The 24,732-nt window shown below is 66.0% G+C and carries 17 protein-coding genes and 1 pseudogene; 3 read left to right on the top strand and 15 right to left on the bottom strand.

Translation table 11 applies throughout. The annotated features are described in order from the left end of the window. Positions 1 to 286: 286 nt before the first annotated feature. The 12 genes and pseudogenes from OU994_RS21595 to OU994_RS21540 all read right to left on the bottom strand — a co-directional run bounded on the left by OU994_RS21595 (position 287) and on the right by OU994_RS21540 (position 20,692). Positions 287 to 880: a phosphohydrolase gene (locus tag OU994_RS21595; protein ID WP_281611686.1), complete on the bottom strand. Its 594-nt coding sequence runs from the start codon at positions 878 to 880 to the stop codon at positions 287 to 289. Between the two features lie 172 nt (positions 881 to 1,052). Further along, complete coding sequence (locus tag OU994_RS21590) at positions 1,053 to 1,841, bottom strand: YceI family protein (RefSeq protein ID WP_281607595.1); 789 nt, start codon at positions 1,839 to 1,841, stop codon at positions 1,053 to 1,055. 18 nt (positions 1,842 to 1,859) lie between these two features. After that, positions 1,860 to 3,935, bottom strand: coding sequence for a methyl-accepting chemotaxis protein (locus tag OU994_RS21585; protein WP_281607594.1), 2,076 nt, complete (start codon positions 3,933 to 3,935; stop codon positions 1,860 to 1,862). 850 nt (positions 3,936 to 4,785) lie between these two features. Further along, positions 4,786 to 5,754, bottom strand: coding sequence for a CheR family methyltransferase (locus OU994_RS21580; RefSeq protein WP_281607593.1), 969 nt, complete (start codon positions 5,752 to 5,754; stop codon positions 4,786 to 4,788). After that, the gene (locus tag OU994_RS21575) at positions 5,754 to 10,655 is read right to left on the bottom strand and encodes a HAMP domain-containing protein (protein ID WP_281607592.1); all 4,902 of its coding nucleotides are present in this window, start codon (positions 10,653 to 10,655) and stop codon (positions 5,754 to 5,756) included. The genes OU994_RS21580 and OU994_RS21575 overlap by 1 nt, the downstream gene beginning before the upstream one ends. A gap of 30 nt (positions 10,656 to 10,685) precedes the next feature. Continuing rightward, positions 10,686 to 12,614: pseudogene (locus OU994_RS21570) on the bottom strand (putative bifunctional diguanylate cyclase/phosphodiesterase). 248 nt (positions 12,615 to 12,862) lie between these two features. Further along, on the bottom strand, positions 12,863 to 13,117 hold the full coding sequence (locus tag OU994_RS21565; RefSeq protein ID WP_281607591.1) for a phosphopantetheine-binding protein: 255 nt from the start codon (positions 13,115 to 13,117) through the stop codon (positions 12,863 to 12,865). Beyond that, positions 13,117 to 14,598 carry a hypothetical protein gene (locus tag OU994_RS21560; RefSeq protein ID WP_281607590.1) on the bottom strand — a complete coding sequence of 494 codons (1,482 nt, stop codon included), beginning with the start codon at positions 14,596 to 14,598 and terminating at the stop codon, positions 13,117 to 13,119. The genes OU994_RS21565 and OU994_RS21560 overlap by 1 nt, the downstream gene beginning before the upstream one ends. Further along, positions 14,595 to 16,367, bottom strand: coding sequence for an amino acid adenylation domain-containing protein (locus OU994_RS21555; protein WP_281607589.1), 1,773 nt, complete (start codon positions 16,365 to 16,367; stop codon positions 14,595 to 14,597). The genes OU994_RS21560 and OU994_RS21555 overlap by 4 nt, the downstream gene beginning before the upstream one ends. A gap of 118 nt (positions 16,368 to 16,485) precedes the next feature. Continuing rightward, positions 16,486 to 17,565: a type VI immunity family protein gene (locus tag OU994_RS21550; RefSeq protein WP_281607588.1), complete on the bottom strand. Its 1,080-nt coding sequence runs from the start codon at positions 17,563 to 17,565 to the stop codon at positions 16,486 to 16,488. 13 nt (positions 17,566 to 17,578) lie between these two features. After that, positions 17,579 to 18,364, bottom strand: a complete 786-nt coding sequence (locus tag OU994_RS21545; RefSeq protein ID WP_281607587.1) for a PAAR domain-containing protein — start codon at positions 18,362 to 18,364, stop codon at positions 17,579 to 17,581. A 291-nt stretch (positions 18,365 to 18,655) separates the two neighbouring features. Then, positions 18,656 to 20,692 (bottom strand): prolyl oligopeptidase family protein, encoded by a 2,037-nt coding sequence (locus tag OU994_RS21540; RefSeq protein ID WP_281607586.1) that lies wholly within the window; start codon positions 20,690 to 20,692, stop codon positions 18,656 to 18,658. A gap of 124 nt (positions 20,693 to 20,816) precedes the next feature. Between OU994_RS21540 and xth the strand changes: the two genes are divergently transcribed. Further along, complete coding sequence (gene xth, locus OU994_RS21535) at positions 20,817 to 21,629, top strand: exodeoxyribonuclease III (RefSeq protein ID WP_281607585.1); 813 nt, start codon at positions 20,817 to 20,819, stop codon at positions 21,627 to 21,629. 83 nt (positions 21,630 to 21,712) lie between these two features. Here xth and OU994_RS21530 read toward each other — a convergent pair whose 3' ends face one another. Both OU994_RS21530 and OU994_RS21525 read right to left on the bottom strand, forming a co-directional pair. Then, the gene (locus tag OU994_RS21530; RefSeq protein WP_281607584.1) at positions 21,713 to 22,120 is read right to left on the bottom strand and encodes a hypothetical protein; all 408 of its coding nucleotides are present in this window, start codon (positions 22,118 to 22,120) and stop codon (positions 21,713 to 21,715) included. A gap of 68 nt (positions 22,121 to 22,188) precedes the next feature. After that, positions 22,189 to 22,386, bottom strand: coding sequence for a hypothetical protein (locus OU994_RS21525; RefSeq protein ID WP_131145155.1), 198 nt, complete (start codon positions 22,384 to 22,386; stop codon positions 22,189 to 22,191). Between the two features lie 417 nt (positions 22,387 to 22,803). Between OU994_RS21525 and OU994_RS21520 the strand changes: the two genes are divergently transcribed. Beyond that, positions 22,804 to 23,268 carry a sensor histidine kinase KdpD gene (locus tag OU994_RS21520; RefSeq protein WP_281607583.1) on the top strand — a complete coding sequence of 155 codons (465 nt, stop codon included), beginning with the start codon at positions 22,804 to 22,806 and terminating at the stop codon, positions 23,266 to 23,268. After that, on the top strand, positions 23,268 to 23,687 hold the full coding sequence (locus OU994_RS21515) for a response regulator (protein ID WP_281611685.1): 420 nt from the start codon (positions 23,268 to 23,270) through the stop codon (positions 23,685 to 23,687). Before OU994_RS21520 ends, OU994_RS21515 begins: the two co-directional genes overlap by 1 nt. Positions 23,688 to 23,702: 15 nt before the next feature. Here the strand turns inward: OU994_RS21515 and OU994_RS21510 are convergent, their stop codons facing one another. Then, positions 23,703 to 24,614: an MOSC domain-containing protein gene (locus OU994_RS21510; protein ID WP_281607582.1), complete on the bottom strand. Its 912-nt coding sequence runs from the start codon at positions 24,612 to 24,614 to the stop codon at positions 23,703 to 23,705. Positions 24,615 to 24,732: the final 118 nt, after the last annotated feature.

Here is a 24,732-nt window from a genome sequence, read left to right as displayed (position 1 = left end):
GCACTTTTGTCAAAGGTTCTGCCCGCGCCTGCGCGTTCCAGGCCGAATGCGGTGCCAGCGGTTTTTTTTTCGTGTCGCGCCGGGCGTGCCGCCCAGCTGCCAAGCCCATCTGTAAGTGCTTGATTTCACAAGACGAAAAAATTGCCTGAAGAACGGGCATTTTGTTGAAACCCGCGCCAATACTGGCTCTCCGGCTTGTCAAGCCCCTGTTTTCCACATCGTTATCCACAACTGAAGTGGATAAGTAAAAAATTGGCTTTAAAAACTGCCTGTTAGCAGACTTTTCTCAACCGGTGCATTCTTTCAACCTCTGCAATTCCTGCAGGAAGCGATCCGCTGCCAACCCGGGCGGCCAGGGTTCCCAGGGCGTGCCACCGTACAACGGCTGCAGCGGATCGTCGGCCAGCGGCCGCACGCGGATCTTCAGCGTGCGGCGCACTTCGTCCGGCGACCAGCCAACGGCGTGCACGGCCTCGCTTGCGGCAGCCAGGCGGTCCGCGCGCTTGTGCGCCAGGTAGCGCGCCGGCGTCCAGGCGGGCAGGCCGTAGCGCAGGAAGACGGCCCGTTCCAGCCGCCGTGTCAATTCGCGGAATGCTTCGCCAAGGAAGGGTTTCAGGACGGAGATGCAGTCGAAGCCCAGCAAGCCTTCTTCCGCATCGTGCAGCAGTTCGCGCAGTTCGGTCAGCGGGTCGAGCGGGGCGCCGGCGCCATTGCGCCGCAGCTGCAGCACCGTGAGCGAATGCTGGGCCACCGACAGGGGCAGCGGCCAGGCCGAATGGCCACCCCAGCGGTAGGTGCGTGCCAGGCCCAGCGCCAGGTCGGCGTCGTCCCAGTCGAACGGGGTCGGGTCGAGCAGGTCGAGGCGCTTGCCCGACGGCATGCGAACCCAGGCGCGCGTGCCCGGTTTGGCACCGGGCAGGAAGTTCGCGGTGGCGGCATGACCATTGTTGCCGAAGTAGCCTTGCCCCGGGGCGCCGGGGCTGCCGGGGCGCGCCGTCTCGTGCTCTTCGGCACTGCCTCGGTTGCCGCCGTTCTGGTTGAATTTCATGACGCTATCGTACCGCGTCCGGCGCCGCGGAGCGAGCGGGCAGTACGAAACGGATTTCCAGCGCATCCTGCACGGCCAGCGCGCCGCCCATCACGGAAAACGGCGTGATGCCGAAATCGGTCTGCCTGAGCACCAGCGTGCCGCGTGCCGTCAAGCCTTGCGGCGTGGCCTCGATCGACGCGGCCACGGGGTAGCGGCGGGTCACGCCGTGCAGCGTGACGTCGGCCTGCAGGGGAGCCGCCTCGCCGGACCGTTGCGCACGCACTTCCACGTAGGGATGGCGTTCGGCATCGAGCACCCTGGCCAGCATGTTGACGCGGGTGCCGGCGATCGCATCGGCCGAAGGCTGCGTGGCCAGCCCCGCTTCCTGGCGCAGCGCCGCTTCGTCCACCGTCATCTCGTCGAGCCGGAAGCGCAGCACGGCCAGGCCGGCCGCCGGGGCGACGCGGCCATCGATGCGCCGCGCCGCCACCACGTGGTCGTGGCCCAGCCGGGCCAGCGCACCGCCGCGGCGCACGGTGACCGCGATCAGCGCGTCGTCGGCGATGCGCAGCACCGGACCGGCGGCGTGGCCGGCCAGCAGTGCGGCGAACGGATCGGCCGGTTGCGTGGCCGCGGGGGTGGCAAGCGAGCTTGCTGGGGAAGGGGAGGGAGCGGGAGGGACAGGCGGCGCCTCGGGAACGGCGCAGGCGGCCAGCAGCAGGCACGCCGCCAGCACGGCGGCGCCGCCGGCATGCCGCCGGCGGGCACGGGCACCGGGGGTGCCGATGGCTATCGCTGGCCTGCCGGGCATCGCCATGTCATTGCCATGTCATTTCGACGTGAGAAGATAACCGCGCTCTTTCAAATCTCTCCCGATTTGAATTCCTTCACCCGCGCTACCGGCGCGGGTTTTTTTTGCCTGCCCGCGGGCCTGCGATTCATCGAGCTTGAACTGGCGCACCACTTGCGCCAGGCCGGCGGCTTCTTCCTGCATCGCCGCGGCGGCCGCGGCGGCTTCCTCGACCAGCGCCGCATTCTGCTGCGTCACCTGGTCCATGTGCGTGATCGCGGTGTTGACCTGCTCGATGCCGGCCGACTGTTCATCGCTGGCGGTGCGGATCTCGGCCATGATGTCGGTGACGCGGCGTACGCTGTCGACCACTTCCTGCATGGTGGCGCCGGCCTGTTCGACCAGCTTGCTGCCGGCTTCCACCTGGCCTACCGAATTGCCGATCAGGCCCTTGATTTCATGCGCTGCCGCCGCGCTGCGCTGGGCCAGCGTACGCACTTCGCCCGCCACGACGGCGAAGCCGCGGCCCTGTTCACCGGCCCGCGCCGCTTCCACCGCGGCGTTCAGCGCCAGGATATTGGTCTGGAAGGCGATGCCGTCGATCACGCCGATGATGTCGACGATCTTGCGCGCCGAAGCGTCGATCGAGCCCATGGTGGTGACCACCTGCGACACCACCGCGCCGCCGCGCGCGGCCACGTCCGACGCGCTTTGCGCCAGCTGGTTGGCCTGGCGCGCGTTTTCCGCGTTCTGCTTCACGGTCGCCGTCAGTTCTTCCATCGAGCTGGCGGTTTCTTCCAGGTTGCCGGCCTGCTGCTCGGTGCGCGACGACAGGTCCTGGTTGCCGCTGGAGATCTCGCCGGATGCCAGCGCGATCTGGTCGGCGCCGCTGCGCACCTGGCCCACCACCGCCGACAGGTTGGCGCTGATGCTGTTCATCGCCCGCGTCAGGCCGGCGATTTCATCCTTGCCATCGACGGTCAGCTGCACGGTCAGGTCGCCGGCCGCGATCTGCGCGGCGGCCTGTTCGACTTCGCGCAGCGGGCGCGTGATGTAGCTGCGCACGCCAAAAAACATGATCAGGGAGAAGCCGGACAGTGCGACCAGGCCGGCGGCGATATACCAGTTGCGCAGGCGCGTCGCCTCGGCGGTGATTTCCTCGCGATAGGCGCCGCCGGCGATGACCCAGTTCCACTCCTTGAACGGCGCATAGGCGACGATCTTGTCGCGCGGCGACGTCTCGTCCGGATTCAGCCACGGATAGGTGATCACGCCTTCCTTCTTTTCCATGATTTCGCGGATGAACGTCCGGCCATCGGAATCCTTCGAATCGAGGATCACGTCGCCTTCCCGTTTCGGATGGACGATCAGCTTGCCGAGGTTGGGGCCCGGCGTGGAATCGAGCACGTAGAAGTAACCGGTGGTGCCCACCTTGATCGATTTGATGCGCTCCTTCAGCGTGGTCATTTCCTTCGAGACGTCGACGCCGACGTACAGCACGCCCACCACCTTGCCGCCGGCGTCGCGCACCGGATCGTAGCGGGTGATGAACTGCTTGCCGAACAGCGTGGCCTGGCCGACGTAGCTCTGGCCGCTGCGCAGCACCGCGTAGCCGGGATGCTTGTGATCGAGGATCGTGCCGACCGCGCGGCTGCCGTCTTCCTTTTTCGTGGTGGTCGAGACCCGCACGAAATCGTCGCCGCTCGCCACGAAGATCGTCGCGCCGCCACCGGTGGAGGCGGTGAAGCGGTCCGGAATCGTGAAGTCGTTGTTCAGTACGGTGTCGCCGATCTTCAGCGCCGGCGTGGCGCGGCCGCCGACGTCGATCGTGGTGGCCGGATCGAGCGAGAACTCGCCGTCGAACTCCGTGGCCAGCACCCTGGCGAACGCGTTGACTTCACTGGTGACCGCGGTATTGAACAGTTCCACCATATTCTTCACCCCGGCCAGTTCCTGCTGCACGCTGGCGATGGAGCGCGCCTCGAGCATCCGGCTGTTGCTGACGCTGATGAGGAGGATCAGGGTCGCCAGCGTGAATGCCAGCAGGGCGAACGTCATCGCCGTGATGCGCGAGCCGACGCTCCAGTTGCGAATATTGAAAGTGGTGTTTTTCATGTAAAAGGCTGTTGAGTGAAAATCGGCGACCGCGGTAAATCCGGTGATTTCACATTATCGGCATGCTGTAAGGAAACTTAAATAAACATCCTTCACTTGAGGTTTTTATTGTTGCGTAACGCCGACATTTACGTAGAAACCCGTACTAAATCGGCAACTGGCATGGTACCGGGGTTGACAGAATAACCTTAATCAACTCCTAAGCCTGATACCCGGGTTCGATGGCAAAGTGTACCCATACCGCGCAATTGCTGTTGCGCGGCAGGTTGCCGGATTCCTCAATCCGGCACGATTTTCGCGGCCGCAGATATTTATCCATGATTGTTTTTTTAACACTGGATATTCAACCGGCAAGCACCAGTCAATCCCCGCGCTCTCGATAGAAAGCGTTTTAACCGGTCCCCTCCTCAGATTGCGGCCGGTTTTTTTTTGCCTGTGCGGGCCGTTACAATGCCTCGGGTGCCAATGCCGCCAAGATAAGCCACCCCAAGTGCAAATACCGGGGTCAGGGAGGAATACTGGCTTGCAGGCCAGTATCGCTACGTCGGCAAGGAGCGATGCTCCTTGAAACCCCGACTACGCCCCGGCGGGGTGAAGCAGGGGTTTCGCGAAGCATGCTTCGCGCCTGCGCAACGGTGTTGGCATGCATGCCAACACTACCTCCTGACCCCAGCCCTTCGCCGTTGGGGTGAATGCATGCGCTTCCAACGTGTAGGGTTACGCTTAACTTGGCGGCTTTAGCTTCAACGCCGCATATTCACGCTGGATGCATTCCCGCGCGCGACGGGGCACTGCATCGGACACTGCGTCGGCACTGCCGCCTCAGGCAAGCCGCCTCAGGCAAGTCGCCTCAGGCAAGTCGCTTATACCAGGATTGCCCGGCAATCACCTGGCAATAATTGCCGGCCGCCCGGTCCCCGTCGTCGAGTTCGCGGTCGATGCCCAGCACGCCCAGCACGGCCAGGCTGTCGTGGAACAGGTGCAGTACGCGCCGCCGCAGCAGGGGACCGAAGTCGGGCAGGGCACGGCGGCACACGATCAGCTGGAATTCGTTGAACGAGGCATCGGTGACGAGGTTGTACTGGGCCCACGTGATGCGGCTTTTCAGCTGCGGTACCGGGACCATCCGCCCCGCCTCGAGGTGAAAATACTCCGACAGCCGGCCGCTGCCGCCAGCCCGCTCGTAGCTGCGCTGGTAGTCGCCCATCCTGTCCAGCGGGATCGATGCGCCCAGCGCTTCTTCCAGCAAGTCGTCGCTGGGCACCGTCGCGTAGATCTCGGTGCGCCACAGCAGCTGGCGCTCGGCCAGCAGCACCGCCGCCGTCCAGGCCTGCTCGGCGCCGGCGCAATCGGCCAGCCACACCTTGGGCAGCGGCGCGCCGGGCAGGCATTGTTCGGCCACGGCAAGCAGCTGGGCCGCCTCGTCCGGATCGTCGAACATCGATGCGGGCGCCACGCCGAGCGCGCGCAGCAGCGCGCTCGCCGCCGCCGCATCGTGCAGCACGCGGTCCTGCAGCTGCGAGATCGTGCGCAGGCCGCGGCGCGCCATCAGGCCGTGCAGCTTGCGCTTGACCGCGCTCCGCTCGTGGCTGCGAAAGTCGAAGCCGTAGCGCTGCGCCACCGCTTCCAGCAGCAGCGACAGTTCGAGTGTTTCCACTTCCGGGTCCGGGACGTGGCGGCGTTCCTCGAACCGCGGATCTGGCGTACTCTCCCGCGTTCCCGGTTGCGTAGCCGTTTGCGTACCCATCGGTGCACCGATCGACGCATCGGGCGGCACGTCCGCCGGCCCACCCGCCGGCCGGGCCATCGACGTCACCATCAATGCAGCCAGACGCGCATCAGCGACAGCAGCTGGGCCACGTCCACCGGCTTGGTGATGTAGTCGGAAGCGCCGGCGGCGATGCACTTGTCGCGGTCGCCCTTCATGGCCTTCGCGGTCAGCGTGATGATCGGCAGCGACTTGAATTTCGGGATGCGGCGGATGGCCCGCATCGTGTCGTAGCCATCCATCTCCGGCATCATGATATCCATCAGCACGATCTCGATGGTGGGGTCGCGTTCCAGCACTTCGATGCCGTCGCGGCCGTTCTCGGCGAACGACACCTGCATCTGCTCGCGTTCCAGCAGCGAGGACAGCGCGAAGATATTGCGCAGGTCATCGTCGACGATCAGCACCTTGCGCCCGGCCAGTCCGGAGTCGAGCGCGTGCACCTGTTCGAGCATGCGGCGCTGCGGTTCCGGCAGGCTTGCCTGCGACCGGTGCAGGAACAGGGCCGTCTCGTCCAGCAGCCGTTCGGGCGAGCGGGCGTCCTTGATCACGATGGTCTTGGCATAGCGCTTCAGCTTGGCGACCTCGCGGCGATTCAGGTCCTTCGCCGTATTGATCACCACCGGCAGGTCGCGCAAGGTGAGGTCCTTGCCGATGATGTCGAGCAGGTCGAAGCCGGAAATGTCGGGCAGGGTCAGGTCCAGCACCATGCAGTCGAAGTGGCTGGTGCGCAGCGCCGCCAGCGCTTCCTCGCCGGTGCCGACGGCGGCGATGTCGACATCGGTGGCGCCGATCAGGGTGACGATGGCATCGCGCTGGCCTGCTTCGTCATCGACGACCAGCAGGCTGCGCTTGCCGCCCAGCAGGAACTTCTGGATGCGCGCGAACTGCTCGGTCAGCGCTTCCTTGCTGACCGGCTTGTTCATGAACGAGATCGCGCCGGAGCGCAGCGCCCGTTCCCGCTCGCGCGACGCCGACATCACGTGCACCGGGATGTGCCGGGTTCCGGGATCGCGCTTGAGCCGGTCCAGCACGGTGAAGCCATCGATGTCCGGCAGGTCCAGGTCGAGCAGGATCGCCGAGGGCGCGTAATCGCGCGCCAGCGACAGGGCCGAGTCGCCGCGCGCGGTGACGATGCCCTTGAAATTCTTTTCGCGGGCGAAATCCAGCACGATCTTGGCGAAGCGCTCGTCGTCCTCGATGATCAGCACCGACGGATCGCCCGGCGCCGTCAGGCCGCGGTCATCCAGCGTGGTGCCATAGACCTCGCTGTCCGCATCGCTGTCCGCCAATGCCGCCGGGTTGGCCGCTTCCCCGGCCGATTCGGCGGCCGGCAGCGTGTAGATCACTTTCGGCGGCAGCGGCAGGGTGCGCTGGGTGGCGGGGCGGGGCTGGTCGATGGTGACGAAGCCGGCGCGGTTGTACGGCAGGTACAGCGTGAAGGTGGAGCCGCTGCCCACCGTCGATTCGACGCGGATCTCGCCGCCCAGCAGGCGCGCCAGCTCGCGCGAGATCGACAGGCCCAGGCCCGTGCCGCCATATTTCCGGGCGGTGGAACCGTCGGCCTGCTGGAACGCCTCGAAGATCAGCTGCAGCTTGTCCGAGGCGATGCCCACGCCCGTGTCGCGCACCGAGAAGGCCAGCACCGCGTCGGCGTTGGCCAGGTTCGGATTGTCCGGGCTCCAGCCATGGTCGACCAGGCCGATGTCGAGCGAGACCTGGCCGTGCGAGGTGAACTTGAAGGCGTTCGACAGCAGGTTCTTCAGCACCTGCTGCAGGCGCGTGGTGTCCGTCATCAGCGAGGCGGGCAGGTTGTCGCGCAGCGCCACCGTGAAGCCCAGGTGCTTGGCTTCGGCCATGTGGCGGAAGGTGCGGTCCACGTAGTTGCGCAGGTTGCCGAAGCGGTATTCCGAGACGTCCAGCGTGACGGTGCCCGATTCGATCTTTGAAAGGTCGAGGATGTCGTTGATCAGCGTGAGCAGGTCGGAGCCCGAGCCGTGGATGGTCTTGGCGAATTCCACCTGCTTCGACGACAGGTTGCCTTCCGAATTGTCGCCCAGCTGCTGGGCCAGGATCAGCAGCGAGTTGAGCGGCGTGCGCAGCTCGTGCGACATATTGGCCAGGAACTCGGACTTGTATTTCGACGACAGCGCCAGCTGCGTGGCCTTTTCCTCCAGCGCCAGCTTGGCCTGTTCCACTTCGCGGTTCTTGCGCTCCACCTCGATGTTCTGTTCCGACAGCAGGCGGGCCTTCTCGGCCAGTTCCTGGTTGGTCTGCTGCAGTTCCTGCGCCAGCGACTGCGACTGCGTCAGCAGCGATTCGGTACGGCTGTTCGCCTCGATGGTGTTCAGCACCACGCCGATCGATTCCATCAGCTGGTCGAGGAAGGACAGGTGGGTTTCCGTGAAGCGGTCCAGCGAGGCGATCTCGATGACGGCCTTGACCTGCTGCTCGAACAGGATCGGCAGCACCACGATATTGGTCGGCGGCGCCGAACCCAGGCCCGAGGACACCACGATGTAGTCGCGCGGCACGTCGGTCAGCCAGATGCGCACCTTCTCCAGGGCGCACTGGCCCACCAGGCCTTCGCCCGGCAGGAACGAGGTGGGCAGCTTGCGGCTGGAACGGTAGCCGTAGCTGGCGATCATGCGCAGGCGCGCATCGTCCATCTGCGAATCCATCATGTAGAACACGCCGTGGTGGGCCGATACCAGCGGCGCCAGCTCTGACAGGATCAGTTTCGTCACCGCCTGCAGGTCGCGCTGGCCCTGCAGGAGCCGGGTGAAGCGCGCCAGGTTGGTCTTCAGCCAGTCCTGCTGTGCATTCTTCTGCGTGGTTTCCTTCAGGTTGCGGATCATCTCGTTGATGTTGTCCTTCAGGTACGAGACTTCGCCGCGCGCTTCCACCTGGATCGAGCGCGACAGGTCGCCGCGCGTCACCGCCGTCGCCACTTCGCCGATCGCGCGCATCTGGTTGGTCAGGTTGGCCGCCAGCTGGTTGACGTTTTCCGTCAAGTCCTTCCACGTGCCCGCCACGCCGGGCACGTTGGCCTGTCCGCCCAGCTTGCCTTCGGTACCGACCTCGCGGGCCACCCGCGTCACTTCCGAGGCGAACGAGGACAGCTGGTCGACCATCACGTTGATGGTGTCCTTCAGTTCCAGGATCTCGCCCTTCACGTCCACCGTGATCTTCTTCGACAGGTCGCCCCGTGCCACGGCCGTGGTCACCGCGGCGATGTTGCGCACCTGGCCGGTCAGGTTCGACGCCATGAAGTTCACGTTGTCGGTCAGGTCTTTCCACGTGCCGCCCACGCCGGGCACGTAGGCCTGTCCGCCGAGTTTTCCTTCCGTCCCCACCTCGCGGGCCACGCGCGTCACTTCGGAAGCGAACGAGGACAGCTGGTCCACCATCACGTTGATGGTGTTCTTCAGTTCCAGGATCTCGCCCTTCACGTCCACCGTGATCTTCTTCGACAGGTCGCCGTTAGCCACGGCGGTGGTCACCTCGGCGATGTTCCTCACCTGGCCCGTCAGGTTGCCGGCCAGCTGGTTGACGTTTTCGGTCAGGTCCTTCCACGTGCCGGCCACGCCGGGCACGTTGGCCTGTCCACCGAGCTTGCCTTCGGTGCCCACTTCGCGGGCCACCCGCGTTACTTCCGATGCAAAGGAGTTCAGCTGGTCGACCATCACGTTGATGGTGTTCTTCAGTTCCAGGATCTCGCCCTTCACGTCCACCGTGATCTTCTTCGACAGGTCGCCGTTCGCCACGGCGGTGGTCACGTCGGCGATGTTCCTCACCTGGCCGGTCAGGTTGCCCGCCATCGAGTTCACCGAGTCGGTCAAGTCCTTCCACGTGCCGGCCACGCCTTTCACTTGCGCCTGGCCACCCAGCTTGCCTTCCGTGCCGACTTCGCGCGCCACGCGCGTCACTTCGGAAGCGAACGAGGACAACTGGTCCACCATCACGTTGATGGTGTTCTTCAGTTCCAGGATCTCGCCCTTCACGTCCACCGTGATCTTCTTGGACAGGTCGCCGTTCGCCACGGCGGTGGTCACCGCCGCGATGTTGCGCACCTGGCCCGTCAGGTTCGAGGCCATGAAGTTCACGTTGTCGGTCAAGTCCTTCCACGTGCCGCCCACGCCGGGCACGTAGGCCTGTCCGCCCAGTTTTCCTTCCGTCCCCACCTCGCGCGCCACCCGGGTCACTTCGGAGGCGAAGGAACGCAGCTGGTCCACCATCACGTTGATGGTGTCCTTCAGCTGCAGGATCTCGCCGCGCACGTCCACCGTGATCTTCTTGGACAGGTCGCCGTTCGCCACCGCGGTGGTCACTTCGGCAATGTTGCGCACCTGGGAAGTCAGGTTGCCCGCCATCGAGTTCACCGAATCGGTCAGGTCCTTCCAGGTACCGGCCACGCCTTTCACCTGCGCCTGGCCACCCAGCTTGCCTTCCGTGCCGACTTCGCGCGCCACGCGCGTCACCTCGGAGGAGAACGACAGCAGCTGTTCCACCATCGTGTTGGCGGTGGTGGCGGCGCGCAGGTACTGGCCCTTCAGCGGGTGCCCGTCCACTTCCAGCGCCATGGTCTGCGACAGGTCGCCCTTGGCCACGGCGCCGATCACGCGCGCCATCTCGGTGGTAGGGCGCACCAGGTCGTCGATCAGCGTGTTGACCGCGCTGATGATGGTGGCCCAGCCGCCGGACACGTTGGTGACCGGCGCGCGCTGCGTCAGCCGGCCCTCGCGGCCCACCACGCGCGACACTTCGGTGACCGACTTGACGATCCGCTCGTTGGTTTCGATGATGTCGTTCAGCGTATCGGCGATCTTGCCGGATACGCCGGTCCAGTCGGACGGCATGCGCGCCGAGAAATCGCCTTTTTTCAATGCCATCAAGGTTTGCAGGATCAGCTTCAGATCCAGTTCTTCCGGCAATTCGGTCATGTCGTTCATGGACCAGTCCTCAGTATTCAGGAATGTTGTTCAAGTAAGATGTTGTTCAGGCAGGTCGGTCAATACCAGGCCGGGCAGGGCCTGCGCCAGTTCGGCGGGGCTGCGCGGGGCGCAGAATAGCGCGCCCTGCCAGCTGTCGCAACCCAGTGTCTTCAGCACGGCCAGCTGGTGGGCATGGTCGACGCCGCCGGCGGCCACTTCCATCGCCAGCGCCCGCGCCAGGTGCACGATGGCGGCCACCAGGTCGGTGCCGCCGGAAGCGTCGCCGATATTGCGCACGAAGGCGGGATCGATCTTCAGGATGTCCAGCCCCAGTTTCTTGCACGCTGCCAGGCTGGTACCGGCGTGGCCGAAGTCGTCCAGCGCCAGCAGCACGCCGCCGGCCTGGAGCTGGCGCAACAGCGGTTAGATCGCGGCATGGTGCGCGGCCAGCAGTGCTTCGGAGATTTCCAGCACGATGGCGCCGGCCGGCAGCTGGTGGCGCCGGAATTCGGCCAGCAGGCGCGCCGGCAGGTCCGGCCCCAGCGCCGGCGCGACGAGATTCAGCGCAACCCGGGCGGTGGAGAGTGGTTCCGCGCCGCCGCGCCAGGCGGCCGCCTGGGCGCAGACCGCGCCCATCACCCACGAATCCACGCGCTCCAGCAGGCCGCGGTCCTGCACGGCGGGCACGAAGGCGGCCGCGTCGATCTGGCCCAGGCGCGGATGATGCCACACCAATTGCGCTTCCACGCCGCGCACGCGGCCGCTGGCCAGGTCCACCTGCGGCTGGTACACCAGCGCGAGCTGGTCGTGCGACAGCGCATGGCGCAGCTCGCCCGTCCATTGTTCGCGCTCGTCCTCGCGCCGGTTCATCTCCTCGTGGAAGAAGCGGATGTTGCCGCCCTGGCTATCACCTTTGCCGCCCTGGCCGTCACCTTTGCCGCCCTGGCCGCCAGCCCTGCCGCCAGGGTGCTCGCGTTCTTCCTTGGCGCGGTACATGGCCAGGTCGGCGTTCTTCATCAGTGCCCGCGCGCTGGCGCCATCCTGCGGGTAGACGGCGATGCCGATGCTGGTGGACGTGTGCACGCGGTGCCCGCCGATCGAGAACGGCCGCGCATGCGCGTTGGCGATCTTGCGCGCCACCCGCGCCGCGTTCTCGCCGGGCGCCTTGCCTTCGATGAGCACGACGAATTCGTCGCCGCCCAGCCGCGCCACCACGTCCGACGCACGCACCGCGGCGGACAGCCGGGCCGCCACCTGCCGCAGCAGTTCGTCGCCCACGTCATGGCCGAAACCGTCGTTGACCTGCTTGAACTGGTCGAGATCGAGGAACAGCAGCGCGAACTGGCTGCGCCGGCGGTCGCACGATGCCACCGCGTGTTCCAGGTGCTGGATCAGCGAGCGGCGGTTGACCAGGCCGGTCAGCGGATCCCTGGTGGACAGTTCGTGCGCCCGCTGCTCGGCCTGCTTGCGTTCCGCCACTTCGAGTTCCAGCTCCCGGTTGGCCAGTTCCAGGTCCTGCAGCCGCTGCGAGCGCAGCTCGGCGGTGATGCGGCGCGATTCCTCGGCCTGCGCCTGCAATTGCAGGTGCTTGCGGGTCAGTTCGACGAAGGTGCGCACCTTTGCCTGCACCACCTGCGGCTCCAGCGGCGCGCACAGGTAATCGGCGGCGCCCCGTTCGTAGGCGTCCAGCCGGTGCGCCTCGCCGGCATCGGCGGTGACGAAGATGACCGGCACCGCAGCCGAGCGGGGATGCGAGCGGATCGCGGCGGCGGTATCGAAGCCGTCCATGTCCGGTATGGCGACGTCGAGCAGGATCACGGCGAAATCGTGGCGCAGCACTTCGCGCAGCGCCGCGTTGCCGGAGCGCGCGGTGACGAGTTCATAGCCGCACGCATCGGCGTCCGGTGCCAGGAGCCCCTCCAGCGCAAGCGGGCTGGCGGGCTCGTCGTTTACGAGGAGGACTTTGGGAATATGCACAAGCACGCCGCCCGATCTAGGTCTTGGTTGTAATTTTGTTGCCGTAAAAGATACGCTTGTGCGGGCGCGAGTCAAGCAGAATCACCGACTGCCCGTGTCGGAATATAGCAAAAAAGCAATAACAACAGGAAACAATCTAGCAGATTACTGTAGAGGGTGTGGCCGTGGCACACGATTCGGAACGTGGCTGGCCGGCGCGGCCTGGAACCACGGCGCGTCGCCATCGCCTGCCGGGCCGGAAACGCCGTTCAGCCGGGCGCCTGCCGGTCGACCAGCGCCTCGATGTCGTCGACCGAATCGACCAGGCTGACATCGAACTCGACATCGGAAAAATCGAGGCCGAAGGTCTCTTCCAGGTGCATGGCCAGCGTCACCATCGAAAACGAGTCCAGCCGGCCGCTGGCGAACAGGGATTCGCCATCGGCGAACGGGCCGGCATCGCCGTGCCCCTGGAGCATCTTGCCCAACATGTCACGCAGGTCCTGCTTGGCGCTTGCATCCATCAGTGGACTCCCGAAAGGCTGGCGAGGAACGCCATGCGTTCCCCCAGGGTGTGCTGGCGCGATCCGTCGCTGAACAGGTGCATGCACACCACGAACGACCAGACGAACAGGAACGAGTATAGCCGCCCGAAGGCCGTCGGTGACGGCCGGATGCCCAGGCTGACGCGCACCTGCGACAGGCCGACGGCGACCGCCAGCACCAGGCAGTAGAACGCATAGCTGGCGTAGGACCGCAGGGCGGCCGGCGCACCGTCGGTGGCGACCAGCACGATGTCGCGGGTGAAGTGCCAGATCGCATTGCCGACACCGGCCGCCATGAAAGTGGCGAAGAACAGGCGCAGGCGCGGATGGGCGCGGAATACCTTGAAAAAGGTGGGGAAAAAGAAGAAGTCGACCAGCAGCTCCTTGAAGTAGTAATGAAAGCGGTTGAAATAATCCATCAGCGTGCGCGATTCCAGCGGCCGCCAGCAGCCCCGCGGCAGCCGGTAGCCGGCCAGCCGCGCGATGCCGATGAACAGGTGGGCCCAGATGGCGATCTGCAGCGAGAACCTGGCGGTCGAGAGTACCAGCGCGGCCCAGCCGGCCAGCACGGGAAACGGCTGGCCGGCAAGGTGGGCGTCGACTGCTTCGGCCACGCGGGGAATGCCCAGTTGCCCTTCGAAGATCCAGGCCAGCGCCGCGCGCAGGAATATCAGCAGGTTGGCCCACAGCAGCAGCTTGACCGCCTTCAGCCGGGTGACCGCCAGTTCGCGCGGCGTCTGGGCCAGGTGCTTGCGCAGGAAGGCGGCGCCCTTGCCGAAGGGCAGGTAGGCGGGACTCCAGAACGGGCGCAGGAACGCCATCTGCTGCCAGGTGTCCTGGGCGCGCGTGCGCTGGTCCACGATGGCATACGGCAGGAACCACAGGTAGGGCGTCAGCACCACGATCGCGGACCACAGCAGTACCCGCGGCGTGCCGCGCACGGCATCGAGGCTGGCCAGGCCGCACAGCAGCGCCTCCAGCGCCAGCAGCGTCGCCAGCGGGCGCCGCGCGATCAGCGAGCGCGGGGCACGGGCCACATGGCGCAGGATGCCGATCGCGCCAAGGAAGAGCAGCGCCAGGAAACCCATGGCCAGCGCCAGCGGCGACAATCCGCTCCCGCGTTCCGTTTCCAGCACGGCCACGATGCTGTCCAGCGTATCGTTCTCGCCCAGCGCCGTGCCCAGGAAGGCCGTGGTCCAGGTGGCGCCGAACAGGATCGGCGTGCGCCAGCCGGGCCGCGCGGTAGCGGCCATCGCCGCGCCGACGGCCAGGGCGGCGGGCCAGGTGCCGAGGTGCGGCGCGACCGCCAGCAGGGCCACCACCAGGATCAGCAACTGCCCGGCAGGGGCCTGGGCGCGCGCGATCAGCGGCTCGCGTGCATCGATGGCTAGGAAACTGCGCAAGCGCGATGGGGCGGGTGTCCTGCCGCCGGCGACCGCAGGGGCATCGGGCGTGGTCATGGGCCAGCGCTGTCCAGCAATTGGCGCAGCGCGCGCCGGTCCACCTTGCCGCTGGAACCGAGCGGCATGTGTGCCAGCGCGATGACCCGGCCGGGCAGCATGTACGCCGGCAGGCGCGTGCGCAGCGCATCGATGATCGCCGCGGCATCGACGGCCGCCGCGCCGACAAACCCGACGATGCCGCGCGCCATGCCATCGGCCAGCGGCCAGGCCACCGCCGCGACGATATCGGCGCCGGAAACGCTGCGCAGGTGGGCTTCGATCTCTTCCAGTTCGACACGGTAGCCCAGCACCTTGACCTGGTTGTCGATGCGGCCCAGGCAGTGGAAGCGGCCCATGCCGTCGCGCAGCGCCAGGTCGCCGGTGCGGTACCAGCGCTGGCCATCCAGCAAGGGGAAGCGGGCGGCGGTCAGTTCCTGCGCGCCGAGATAGCCGTCGGCCAGCTGCCGGCCGGCGATCAGCAGCTCACCGGGAACATCGTCCCGCAGCGGCTGGCCGTCTTCGTCGACGATGGCCGCCACGTTGCCGGGCAGCGGCGTGCCGATGGCGATCACGTCGCGCCCGGGCGTCACCGGCAATGGCGCGCCGAGCCGTTGCGCCAGGCAGAACACCGTCGCCTCGGTGGGACCGTACAGGTTGACGATGGCGCTGTGCGGCGCGGCTTCGCGCCAGGCGGTGACTGTAGCGGCGGGCAGTTGTTCGCCGCCGAACACCGTGATGCGCAGCGTGGCCAGGCTGCCCGGTGCCAGCGCCTTCACCTGGCGCAGCATGCCGGCCAGCGAAGGCACGGAATTCCACACGGTCAGCTTGCCGTCGCGGATGAACTTCACGGCATTCATCACCGTGCTGGCCGGCAGGATATGCAGCGCGGCACCGGCTTCCCACGTCGAGAACATGTTGTGCACCGAGAAATCGAAACTTGGCTCGCAGGTCTCCAGCGCGCGGTCGCCGGCCAGCAGGCCCAGTTCCGCCGTGATCATGGCGAGGTAATGGCGCGCGGCGCCGGCGCTGATCATGACGCCTTTCGGCACCCCGGTCGTTCCCGAGGTGTAGATGATATAGGCCGTGTCGGCTGGTGACATCGGCGCCGGTTCCCCCTCAAACTCCGGCGGCAGGGCGGCCAGCGCCACCACGTCGACGCCCTCCGCGCGGACGGCAGGCGGGGCCTGGCCGGCGTGGACCACCAGCGCCGGGCCGGCCGCCAGCACGCGCTCGCCGAGCAGTTTCGCGCCATCGTCATCGGTGACGAGGGCGGCCAATGCGCTGTCGCGCAGCAGCGCCGCGATCCGCTCTGCCGGCTGTTTCAGGCCGATCGGCACATAGGTGGCGCCCGCCCAGCACGCGCCGAGGATGGCGACGCAGGAATCGACGCCACGGGAGGCAAGAATCCCCACCCGTGGCGGCTGGCCGTCGCACCGCTGCCACGTGCGGCTGCCGGCCAGGCAGGCCGCCAGGCGCGCCGCACACGCCGCCAGTTCACTGTAGCTCAGCGCACGACCGCCCGATACCACGGCCGGGCTGCCGGGACTTGCGAGGGCATGGCGGTACACGGCGGCCGCGAGGTTGAAGCTGGTGTGCGATGGCTCGTTCATCGGAGTCTCGCCTGCTTGGGGCCGGTCAACGGTGGGGCGGCCATATTCGTCAGCCTGCAATGGCAGGTGGTACGCGCCCTTGCGCATCGAGCCGTCGCCATGACCGGCATGCAGCGAGGCGGCGTGGGTGTAACGGGTGTGGTTATCGAGGCCAGGCCAGGTGTGCCGGGACGGCACGAAACCGGTCCAGGCAGCGTCTGACCTGTATCACTATCGCATTATCGGCGCTTGCAGGATAGGGGGCGGGCGCGGCTTTCATGCAGCCGCGCTGCGGGGCCGGATGGGGCCCGCGGCATCAAAGCCGGTCCGGCAGGGTGCTGTCCGGCGTCAGCTTCGGTTCGTCCAGCAGCTTTGCCTTGTAGGTCATCAGCTCGCTGCTGTCGATATCGAAGCGTTCCAGCCATTGTTCGGCGGCCCGGCCGACCAGGCGAGGTTCGCCATTGACTGATCCAGTGTGCATTCCAACTTCCGGTGCACGCACTTTTTTGAACAGGTGATTGGGCAGGGCAAGGCGTGCCGGCTTGGCATCTGCATCGACTGGCGCAGCTTCTGGAGCCGGACCGGCTTGGACAACGATGCCGTTGCCATAGTCGTACAGCGCGAACCAGTCCATCGGCAGTTCGGACCTCAGCACATCGATCCCGCCCACCCTTTCAACCATAGCGTAATCTACCGCTGTCAGCCAGGAAACAGTCTTGATGCCCTTGTCGGCATCGGAACCCGCGGCGATCAGGTCTCCAGCGTCCAGTCCGTTAAGAAGCTTCGCCAGATAGGCTTCGAACGGGTGATTCTCGTAGGCTTGCGAGGCTGACAGTACCAGCGCATGTCCGCCGTATCCATGTACAGCATTCAGCCGTCGCGCGAACTGGACAAACATTGCCTGGAACGCAGTAGGGTGGTCTTCGACATGGAGCAGCGGTATTGTGAAGCGCAGCGTACTCAAACCCCAGCCCCCCATCTTTACTTTCCAGCCACGTATGCCATGGACCTGGAATTCCCACTCACCGGCATCATCGGCCTTCGTGCCGCTTGTGTATGTAAAGCTCACCAATTGGTCCGCACTGAGTTGCTTCATCAGGACCTGCAGAGGCCTGGCTTTGGGATAGGCAATTCTCGCGGGACCTGCCGGAGCATCTTCACGCCAAAGCCAAGTCAGGTGTTCACCGGCGAGTGCGGCATACTCGTCAAAGCATGCGCAGATTGCCTCGCGCACCAGCGGTTCGTGGGCGCCTTCGAAAAAAAGTACGCCGCTGATCGCAGGCACTGCGCCAACGTAGTCGTCCGCGCCCCCGGATGAGAACAAATTGCCGGGTACGCGCATTTTTTCGGGATGCTCGCGCATCAATTGAATCGGGTCAAACGGTAGTTCATTCATTATCGATCCTGGCTTATGGCGCTGGTACGGGAATGCTTGGCGGCGGCCGTTTGGCCAGCAATAAATAGAACAGGCGAGCTGCTGCTGCAATTGCCGCCCCTGCACCGAGTTTTGTAGCGGGCGCGCCAGCCTTTCTGCTATCGGATTCGCCACACTCGCATTCCGTCGGTGTGAGTAGTACGACTCTGCTCCGGTTGCCGGAGATTTTCGTATATTCATTCATTTGGTCCCGGTGTCCATCTTCGACCAGTTCCAGCGTCAGCTCTTCGGCGGCATGGCGCTCGATCCACGGGGTGCAGCCGTCGGCGTCCGTGGCTGCGGTGACGTGCCGGCCATCGGCGGTGCGCACGCGGGTCATCTTTCCGGGGAGCGGCTTGCCGGTGGCTGCGTCGAGCAACTGGAAGCGGCCACGGAAGCGCGGTGCCGGTCCGGCTGCCGTCTCATCCTCGTATCCGGCCGCCACACCGGCATCGACTTCGCCAAACCCTGGCCGCAGGCTGGCGGCCGGATTGGCGCCGGACGCGGCACCGTTCCTGGCCGGGTCCGTGAATGTGGATCTCTGGCTGGCGATCAGTCTTGCGCCGCATGCCACCCGGCAGCCGTGATACGCCACCGCGCGGCCGTGATCGGTAAGGGCCCGGTCACCTTCCGAAATCGGAAAGACGCCCTTGCAGCGCGGGCAGGCTACCTTGTCGCCGACACGGCCCCAGCCTTTGCCATGGGTGTCGCAGGTCCTGGAACAGCTGATGACCGTGCCGCCGTGGCTGGTCCTGTCACCAATGACGATCAATGCTTCCATAACGCATCCTCCAGGCAGGCACCCACGCCACGGGTTCTTGCCGATGTGCGGTTTGTCGAGAAAAGATGCTTATGGTCAACTATGTGCTGACAGCGCAAAGTCGATTCGCGCAATTCGCCAGTTGAGGCGCGTCAATGATTTCCGTTCGGAACGGCACCTCGGGACCAGGCAGCGAAGGCGAGGGGCCGCGCCGACGATGCGAGATCCGGAGGAAAAGCGCGACGGTTGTCGGGAGAGGGGGGCAGTGGTCCGGCAGGCAGGAGAGGGGGGCCGGACCGCTGCGAACAGCGCCTACTTCAACTGCGCCAGCAGGAACGCATACGTCAGCGCCCACATCTTCGCCTGCTGGTCGTTGTTGGCGGCGCCGGCATGGCCGCCCTCGGTGTTTTCCCAGTACAGCACGTCGTGCCCCTGTTCGCGCATCTTGGCGACCATCTTGCGGGCATGGCCGGGATGGACGCGATCGTCGCGGGTGGAGGTGGTGAACAGCACGCGCGGGTAGTGCTTGTCGGGGAACACGTTGTGGTACGGCGAGTAATCGGCGATGAACTTCCACTGTTCGGGATCGTCGGGGTCGCCGTATTCGCCCATCCACGAGGCGCCCGCCAGCAGCTTGCTGTAGCGGCGCATGTCGAGCAGCGGCACCTGGCAGACCACGGCGTTGAACAGGTCCGGCCGCTGCGTCAGCGCGGCGCCCACCAGCAGGCCGCCATTGCTGCCGCCCATGATGCCCAGGTGGCGCGGGCTGGTGACGTCACGCCGGATGAGGTCCTGGGCGACGGCGATGAAATCGTCGAACGCGCGCTGCCGGTGTTCCTTCAGCGCCGCCTGGTGCCAGCGGGGGCCGAACTCGCCGCCGCCGCGGATGTTGGCCAGCACGTATACGCCGCCATGCCGGAGCCACGCTTCACCGGTGACGCCGCTGTAGAACGGCTTCAGCGATACCTCGAAGCCGCCGTAGCCATACAGGACCGTGGGATTGCTGCCATCCGCCTTCACATCCTTGCGCTGCACGACGAAGTAGGGTACCAGCGTGCCATCCTTCGACGGCGCCTGGAATTGCCGGACTTCGTAAGGCGATGCGTCGAAGAATCCGGGCAGCGATTTCAGCGGGGTGCGTTCGTCGCTGCCGGCGTGGGCCAGGTACATGGTGGTCGGCGTCAGGAAATCGGTGACGGTCAGGAAATAATCATCCGAGGCGATCGCGTCCAGCGGCGCCACTTCCAGTGTGCCATAGGCGGGCGCATCGACATCGCGCCGCTGCCACTGGCCATCCACGTGGCGCAGCTCGACGAGGCGGTTCTTCACGTTGTCGAGCACGTTCAGCAGCAGGGCCGAACGGGTCGACGCCACGCCATCGAGAGAGGTGCTCGGCGTCGGCGTGAACAGCACGTCGAACTGGCGCTCGCCCGCCATGAAGCGGCGGAAGTCGGTGGCCAGCAGCGCGCCTTGCGGATATTCCCGGCCGGCCACGTTCCATGCCGAGCGCAGTTCGATGACCAGCTGGTCGCGCACCGTGTAGGCACTGGCATCGTCCGGCTTGGCGACCTTGGTCAGCCGGTCGCCCTCGCGCAGGAACAGTTCGCTGCTGTAGAAGCCGATCTGCCGCATCACGAACTGGAACTCGTGGCCGGGCGTGAAGTCGCGCCAGGCGCCCACGCCCAGGTCGTCCGGCAGCGCCTCGTACACGGTGCGCGCGGCGGACAAGGGCGTGCCGCGCCGCCATTCCTTGACGATGCGGGCGTAGCCGGACGTCGTCATCGAGCCCGGCCCGAAATCGGTGGCCACGAACAGCGTATCGGCGTCGATCCACGCGAGATCGGTCTTGGCTTCGGGCAAGTGGAAGCCATCGGCCACGAAGCTGCGCGATGGCATGTCCCACTCGCGCACCACGACCGCATCGCCGCCGCCGCGCGACAGCGACAGCAGGAAGCGTTCGCCCTTCGGGTACAGCGACGACACGCCGCTCCATACCCAGTTCTCGTTTTCCTCGGCGGCCAGCCGGTCCAGGTCCAGCACGGTTTCCCATTGCGGGTCCGGCTGGCGGTACCGGTCCAGCGTGGTACGGCGCCAGATGCCGCGCACATGGCCGGCATCGCGCCAGAAGTTGTACAGGTACTCGCCATGCTGGCGCACGAAGGGGATCCGCTCGTGCGAATTGAAGATGGTTTTCAGCCGGTCGTGCAGGGCCGGGTAGTGGGAGCGCGCTTCCAGTTCGCCCAGCGCCACGTCGTTCTGCTGCCGGACCCATGCCAGCGGCGCCTCGCCGCCGACCTCTTCCAGCCACTGGTGCGGGTCTTCGGAAATCTCGGGGTGGGACGAACTCATGCTTGCTCCTGATATGGCGGGAAGGCGTACTCTACACGAACGCCCGGCGGGCGGCAGGGGTGTGGCAAATGTCGCGCCATGCTGTCACAATCGCAACTCCTCATTGTTGCCTTACGGAGTTCCCATGCGCATCGCCACCTTCAACATCAACGGCATCGGCGCCCGCCTGCCGGCCCTGCTGCAATGGCTGGAAGAAGCGCAGCCGGACGTGGCCTGCCTGCAGGAGTTGAAGGCGCCGCAGGAAAAGTTTCCCGCCGCGGCCATCGAGGCGGCCGGCTACGGCGTCATCTGGCATGGCCAGAAAAGCTGGAACGGCGTGGCCATCCTGGCGCGCGGCACCCAGCCCGTGGAGGTGGGGCGGGGCCTGGCGGGCGATCCGTCGGACGAGCAAAGCCGCTATATCGAGGCGGTGGTCAACGATGTCGTGATCGCCGGCCTGTATCTGCCGAACGGCAACCCGGCGCCGGGCCCCAAGTTCGACTACAAGCTGAGCTGGATGGAGCGGCTGATCCTGAGCGGCGAACAGTTGCTGGCGACCGGCGCGCCGGTGGTGATGGCCGGCGACTTCAACGTGATTCCCACCGACCTGGACGTGTACAAGCCGGAGCGCTGGCTCGACGATGCGCTGTTCCGCCCCGAAACGCGCGAAGCGTTCGAGCGCCTGCTGGCGCAGGGCTGGACCGACTCGCTGCGCACCCTGTACCCGGGCGAGAAGATCTACACGTTCTGGGATTACTTCCGCAACGCGTTCGGGCGCGATGCCGGCATCCGCATCGACCACCTGCTGCTGAGCCCATCGCTGGCGCCGGCCCTGAAGGCGGCCGGGGTCGACCGCGACGTGCGCGGCCGGGAAAAGCCCAGCGACCATGCGCCCACGTGGATCGAGCTGGATCCGAAGAAGATCCCGAAGGTGTCGAAGGTGAAGGACGTGCCATGAATAGACGTTCCACGCTCGCCGAAGCGCCGTCCGGTTCGTAACAGAAGGCGCTATCGGCATGCGCGGCGCATCACGCCGGCTTGTCAATATATCTGGAAGCCGCCCTGCTTCGCGAAGCGAATGAACGACGCGACAAACTCATCGTCGGTGCCCGGAAGCCATTCGCCGGGCAATTTGCTGCCCAACGCCTGTTCCATTGCCATCTGCATTTCCCGCGCGAGATCCTTCGCTATCTGGTCTCGATCAGCCGCGGCAAGATGGCGCTCCAGCGCACCTGCGAGCGCGAGTGCATCCGCGCTCTCGACGGTTTGCCCGGCATTCCAGTCGTAAGCGCCTGGCCACGGGCCGTTATCCAAACTCCAGTCCGCCGGCGCGCTGGTGCCTGGCATTTCCCAGCCATATGCCTCGGCAGCGAGATAAAGATGAAATCCCCAAGCGCTTGTCGAAAGCACGAACTCATCACCATTTTCCCTGCGCAGTTCAACCGACATGCAGTCCTTTTCTTGCCGGAGTCGGCATCAGTGCGCACTTCTTACTTCGATACCAACATGGATTTCCTTCAGGCCAGCGCCTCCTTGGCGGCCTCCTCGGGCGTCAGCCCGTCATAGAACTGGTCGGTGAACCACTCCACCTGTTCCTCGATATGATCCTGCGCCTGCTCGACGGTGGCGCCACCGGCCACCAGGAAACCCTCTACTTCGATGCACCATTGGATGAACGCCAGCGTTTCTTCATCCAGTTCTTCTTTCTTGGCCATACCATTACCTCTTCCATTGCGTGATCGGTGACATGGCGCGATCGGCACCATGGCCGATTTTACCGCAGCGGCCGGAACTCGCCGGACTTCAGAAAAGACGCGCCCGCCGGGCCGGTTCAGGATCCTGCCAGGGAAGCAGGCGGACGAGTTCGCCGAGCACTGCCAGGATGGGTCCCCGAGATGCTGCCAGGGAAGTGCCCGATCGAGCAGGCCGCCCGCTGCGGCCTCCAATTTTGGCGTTGCCCCATATTTGCCAGGCGTGCCGGCATATTCGCCCGTCGTGAAATCCACGGGTTTCACGATGTTAATTTCGCGGTTGAGAATTAACCGCTGTCGGGAAAAGCCGGCATTATCGTTCCGCATCGGCTTTTCAGGCGACCCGATGCCGGCAATACGGGTTAACGCGCCGCTGTATTGGTGCTTGTCGAACTTCACGCTCCATCGAAACTCGACGCCATTTTCGATGAAGGCCGTATTGCCCAGGTATTGTCGAACCTGATCGGCAATGCGATCCAGTACGGCGACCCGGAGATTCCCGTGTCCGTCCGCGTCGCGACGAATGACGACGACGTCCAGATTTTCGTGAACAACCAGGGCAAGACCATTCCGCCGGAAAAGCTGCCGACCATTTTCGACCCGATGGTCCGCATTGCCGCGAATGCGGACTGGAAAGAGGGCGACTACATGGAACGTACCAGCCTGGGTATCGGCCTGTACATTTCCCGCGAGATCGTTCATGCGCACGGTGGCACGATCACCCTCACGTCCGACCCGTCCAGTGGAACGACCTTCATCGTGACCATGCCGCGCCTGCCGGCCGGATTCGGGGGCGCCGGCGCCGGGGCGGGCGGCAAGAGCAAGTCCACGCCCCGGGCCGCGTGATGCCGCCGGACGACGACGATCGGCAACCGTTGCCGCGCGGGGCCGGCACCCGCCCGCTCAAGGTGCTGGTCATCGATGACGAACGGGACCTTGCCGAGCTTGCCGGAGCGCTGCTGGCGTTCCATGCCGTCGACAATACGGTGGTCTACTCGGCCGCCGCGGCGCTGGCGGTGCTGGCCACCGATCCGGCCATCACCGCCGTGTTTTCCGACATCACCATGCCGGACATGAGCGGCATCGAGCTGGCCGGCGAAATCCGCAGGCGGTTCCCCGATCTGCACGTGGTGCTGACGTCGGGCCACGCGCCGCCGGGCATGCTGGCCGGCCGGGACCGGCTCTACCGGTTCGCCCCCAAGCCCTACAGGATCGAAACGATCATCGGCCTGCTCGCCCGCGGCATCGCCGGACACCAGGCGTAACGGGGCAGCGTGCCGTCACGGCGCGGGCGCGTCGAACAAGCCGTTGCCGTGCCAGCACGGCTTCTCCGGCTGGCCGGCCATCGGCACCGCCACGTGGCCGAGGCCCAGCTTGCGCACCAGCCGGGGAAAGGCGCGGCAATACACCGGCTGCACGCCGGCCAGGCGCGCCAGCTGCCGGTATTCAACCACCATGCCTTGCGGCACCCGGGCAAGTACCGCCGCGACGCGGGCGCGCCAGTCGTCGTCCCAGGCAAGAAACCGCGCCGGCAGCAGGACCACGGGATCGCCGGCGCCGATCGTGCCGCCGCGCGCCACGCTGGCCAGCATGCCGCGGGCGCGGCCAATCGCCGCCCCCACGCCGGGATGGCGTTTGTCCAGGTAACCGCATGCTTCGCAGGCAAACGTCAGCCGCAGCACCGCCTGCGGGCCCACGCGCAGCAGCGAGCCGGAAAGCAGCGCCGCGGTATCGATATCGAGCAGCAGGTTTTCACGCAGCGTGTGCGCCGGCATGCCATGCCGGGCATACGCCGGAGCGCCGGCAAGCAGCACCTGGCGCGGCGACAGCAGGTCGGCGTGCGCATCGCCGGCCAGGCCCAGCCCGGCGATGGCGTCCACCGACGACACGGCGCACGGCGCATCGCGCAACCCCGGCCGCACCATCAGGGCTTGCACGCGGCCGAGGGCAACGCCGCCATCGGCCAGGTCGGGCGGGCAAACCAGCTGAGGCGAAGGAGGCGGGGCGGGCAAGAGGATGAAAGGGAGAGATGGCGAATCGGCAATTGTAGCAGCGCCGCGTGCCGGCACGTGGCTGCCGGCCACTACCGGCAGGTGCGGGGCCCGATGTGGCGCGGCCGCCACGCCTTCTCCCGTCTTGCGATTTTGTCCAGCAACGTTCGGGAACCACGCCGCCAGTGCCGTTTGCCGCATGGCCCGCCGGCCTCCGCGGGCAGCGGGACGGCCTCCGGCCCGCCCATGCCGTTACCATGGCCGCTACCATGGGCAATGCGGATTCAGCCCGGCCAGCGCCGCGATGACCGCAACGGCC

This window comes from Pseudoduganella sp. SL102 (assembly GCF_027856995.1).
In the GTDB taxonomy this organism is placed as follows: Bacteria; Pseudomonadota; Gammaproteobacteria; order Burkholderiales; family Burkholderiaceae_D; genus Rugamonas; species Rugamonas albidiflava.
The sequence above is the reverse complement of the archived record's forward strand: the minus strand, read 5'-3'. Positions and strand labels throughout refer to the sequence as shown.

Bases quoted from the DNA above. Each gene is read 5' to 3' on its own strand.
- OU994_RS21530 (WP_281607584.1), bottom strand. From the start codon at position 22,120: ATGTCGGTTGAACTGCGCAGGGAAAATGGTGATGAGTTCGTGCTTTCG.
- OU994_RS21540 (WP_281607586.1), bottom strand. From the start codon at position 20,692: ATGAGTTCGTCCCACCCCGAGATTTCCGAAGACCCGCACCAGTGGCTG.
- xth (WP_281607585.1), top strand. From the start codon at position 20,817: ATGCGCATCGCCACCTTCAACATCAACGGCATCGGCGCCCGCCTGCCG.
- OU994_RS21510 (WP_281607582.1), bottom strand. From the start codon at position 24,614: ATGCGGCAAACGGCACTGGCGGCGTGGTTCCCGAACGTTGCTGGACAA.
- OU994_RS21585 (WP_281607594.1), bottom strand. From the start codon at position 3,935: ATGAAAAACACCACTTTCAATATTCGCAACTGGAGCGTCGGCTCGCGC.
- OU994_RS21545 (WP_281607587.1), bottom strand. From the start codon at position 18,364: ATGGAAGCATTGATCGTCATTGGTGACAGGACCAGCCACGGCGGCACG.
- OU994_RS21590 (WP_281607595.1), bottom strand. From the start codon at position 1,841: ATGCCCGGCAGGCCAGCGATAGCCATCGGCACCCCCGGTGCCCGTGCC.
- OU994_RS21525 (WP_131145155.1), bottom strand. From the start codon at position 22,386: ATGGCCAAGAAAGAAGAACTGGATGAAGAAACGCTGGCGTTCATCCAA.
- OU994_RS21550 (WP_281607588.1), bottom strand. From the start codon at position 17,565: ATGAATGAACTACCGTTTGACCCGATTCAATTGATGCGCGAGCATCCC.
- OU994_RS21515 (WP_281611685.1), top strand. From the start codon at position 23,268: ATGCCGCCGGACGACGACGATCGGCAACCGTTGCCGCGCGGGGCCGGC.
- OU994_RS21580 (WP_281607593.1), bottom strand. From the start codon at position 5,754: ATGGTGACGTCGATGGCCCGGCCGGCGGGTGGGCCGGCGGACGTGCCG.
- OU994_RS21565 (WP_281607591.1), bottom strand. From the start codon at position 13,117: ATGGATGCAAGCGCCAAGCAGGACCTGCGTGACATGTTGGGCAAGATG.
- OU994_RS21575 (WP_281607592.1), bottom strand. From the start codon at position 10,655: ATGAACGACATGACCGAATTGCCGGAAGAACTGGATCTGAAGCTGATC.
- OU994_RS21595 (WP_281611686.1), bottom strand. From the start codon at position 880: ATGCCGTCGGGCAAGCGCCTCGACCTGCTCGACCCGACCCCGTTCGAC.
- OU994_RS21560 (WP_281607590.1), bottom strand. From the start codon at position 14,598: ATGACCACGCCCGATGCCCCTGCGGTCGCCGGCGGCAGGACACCCGCC.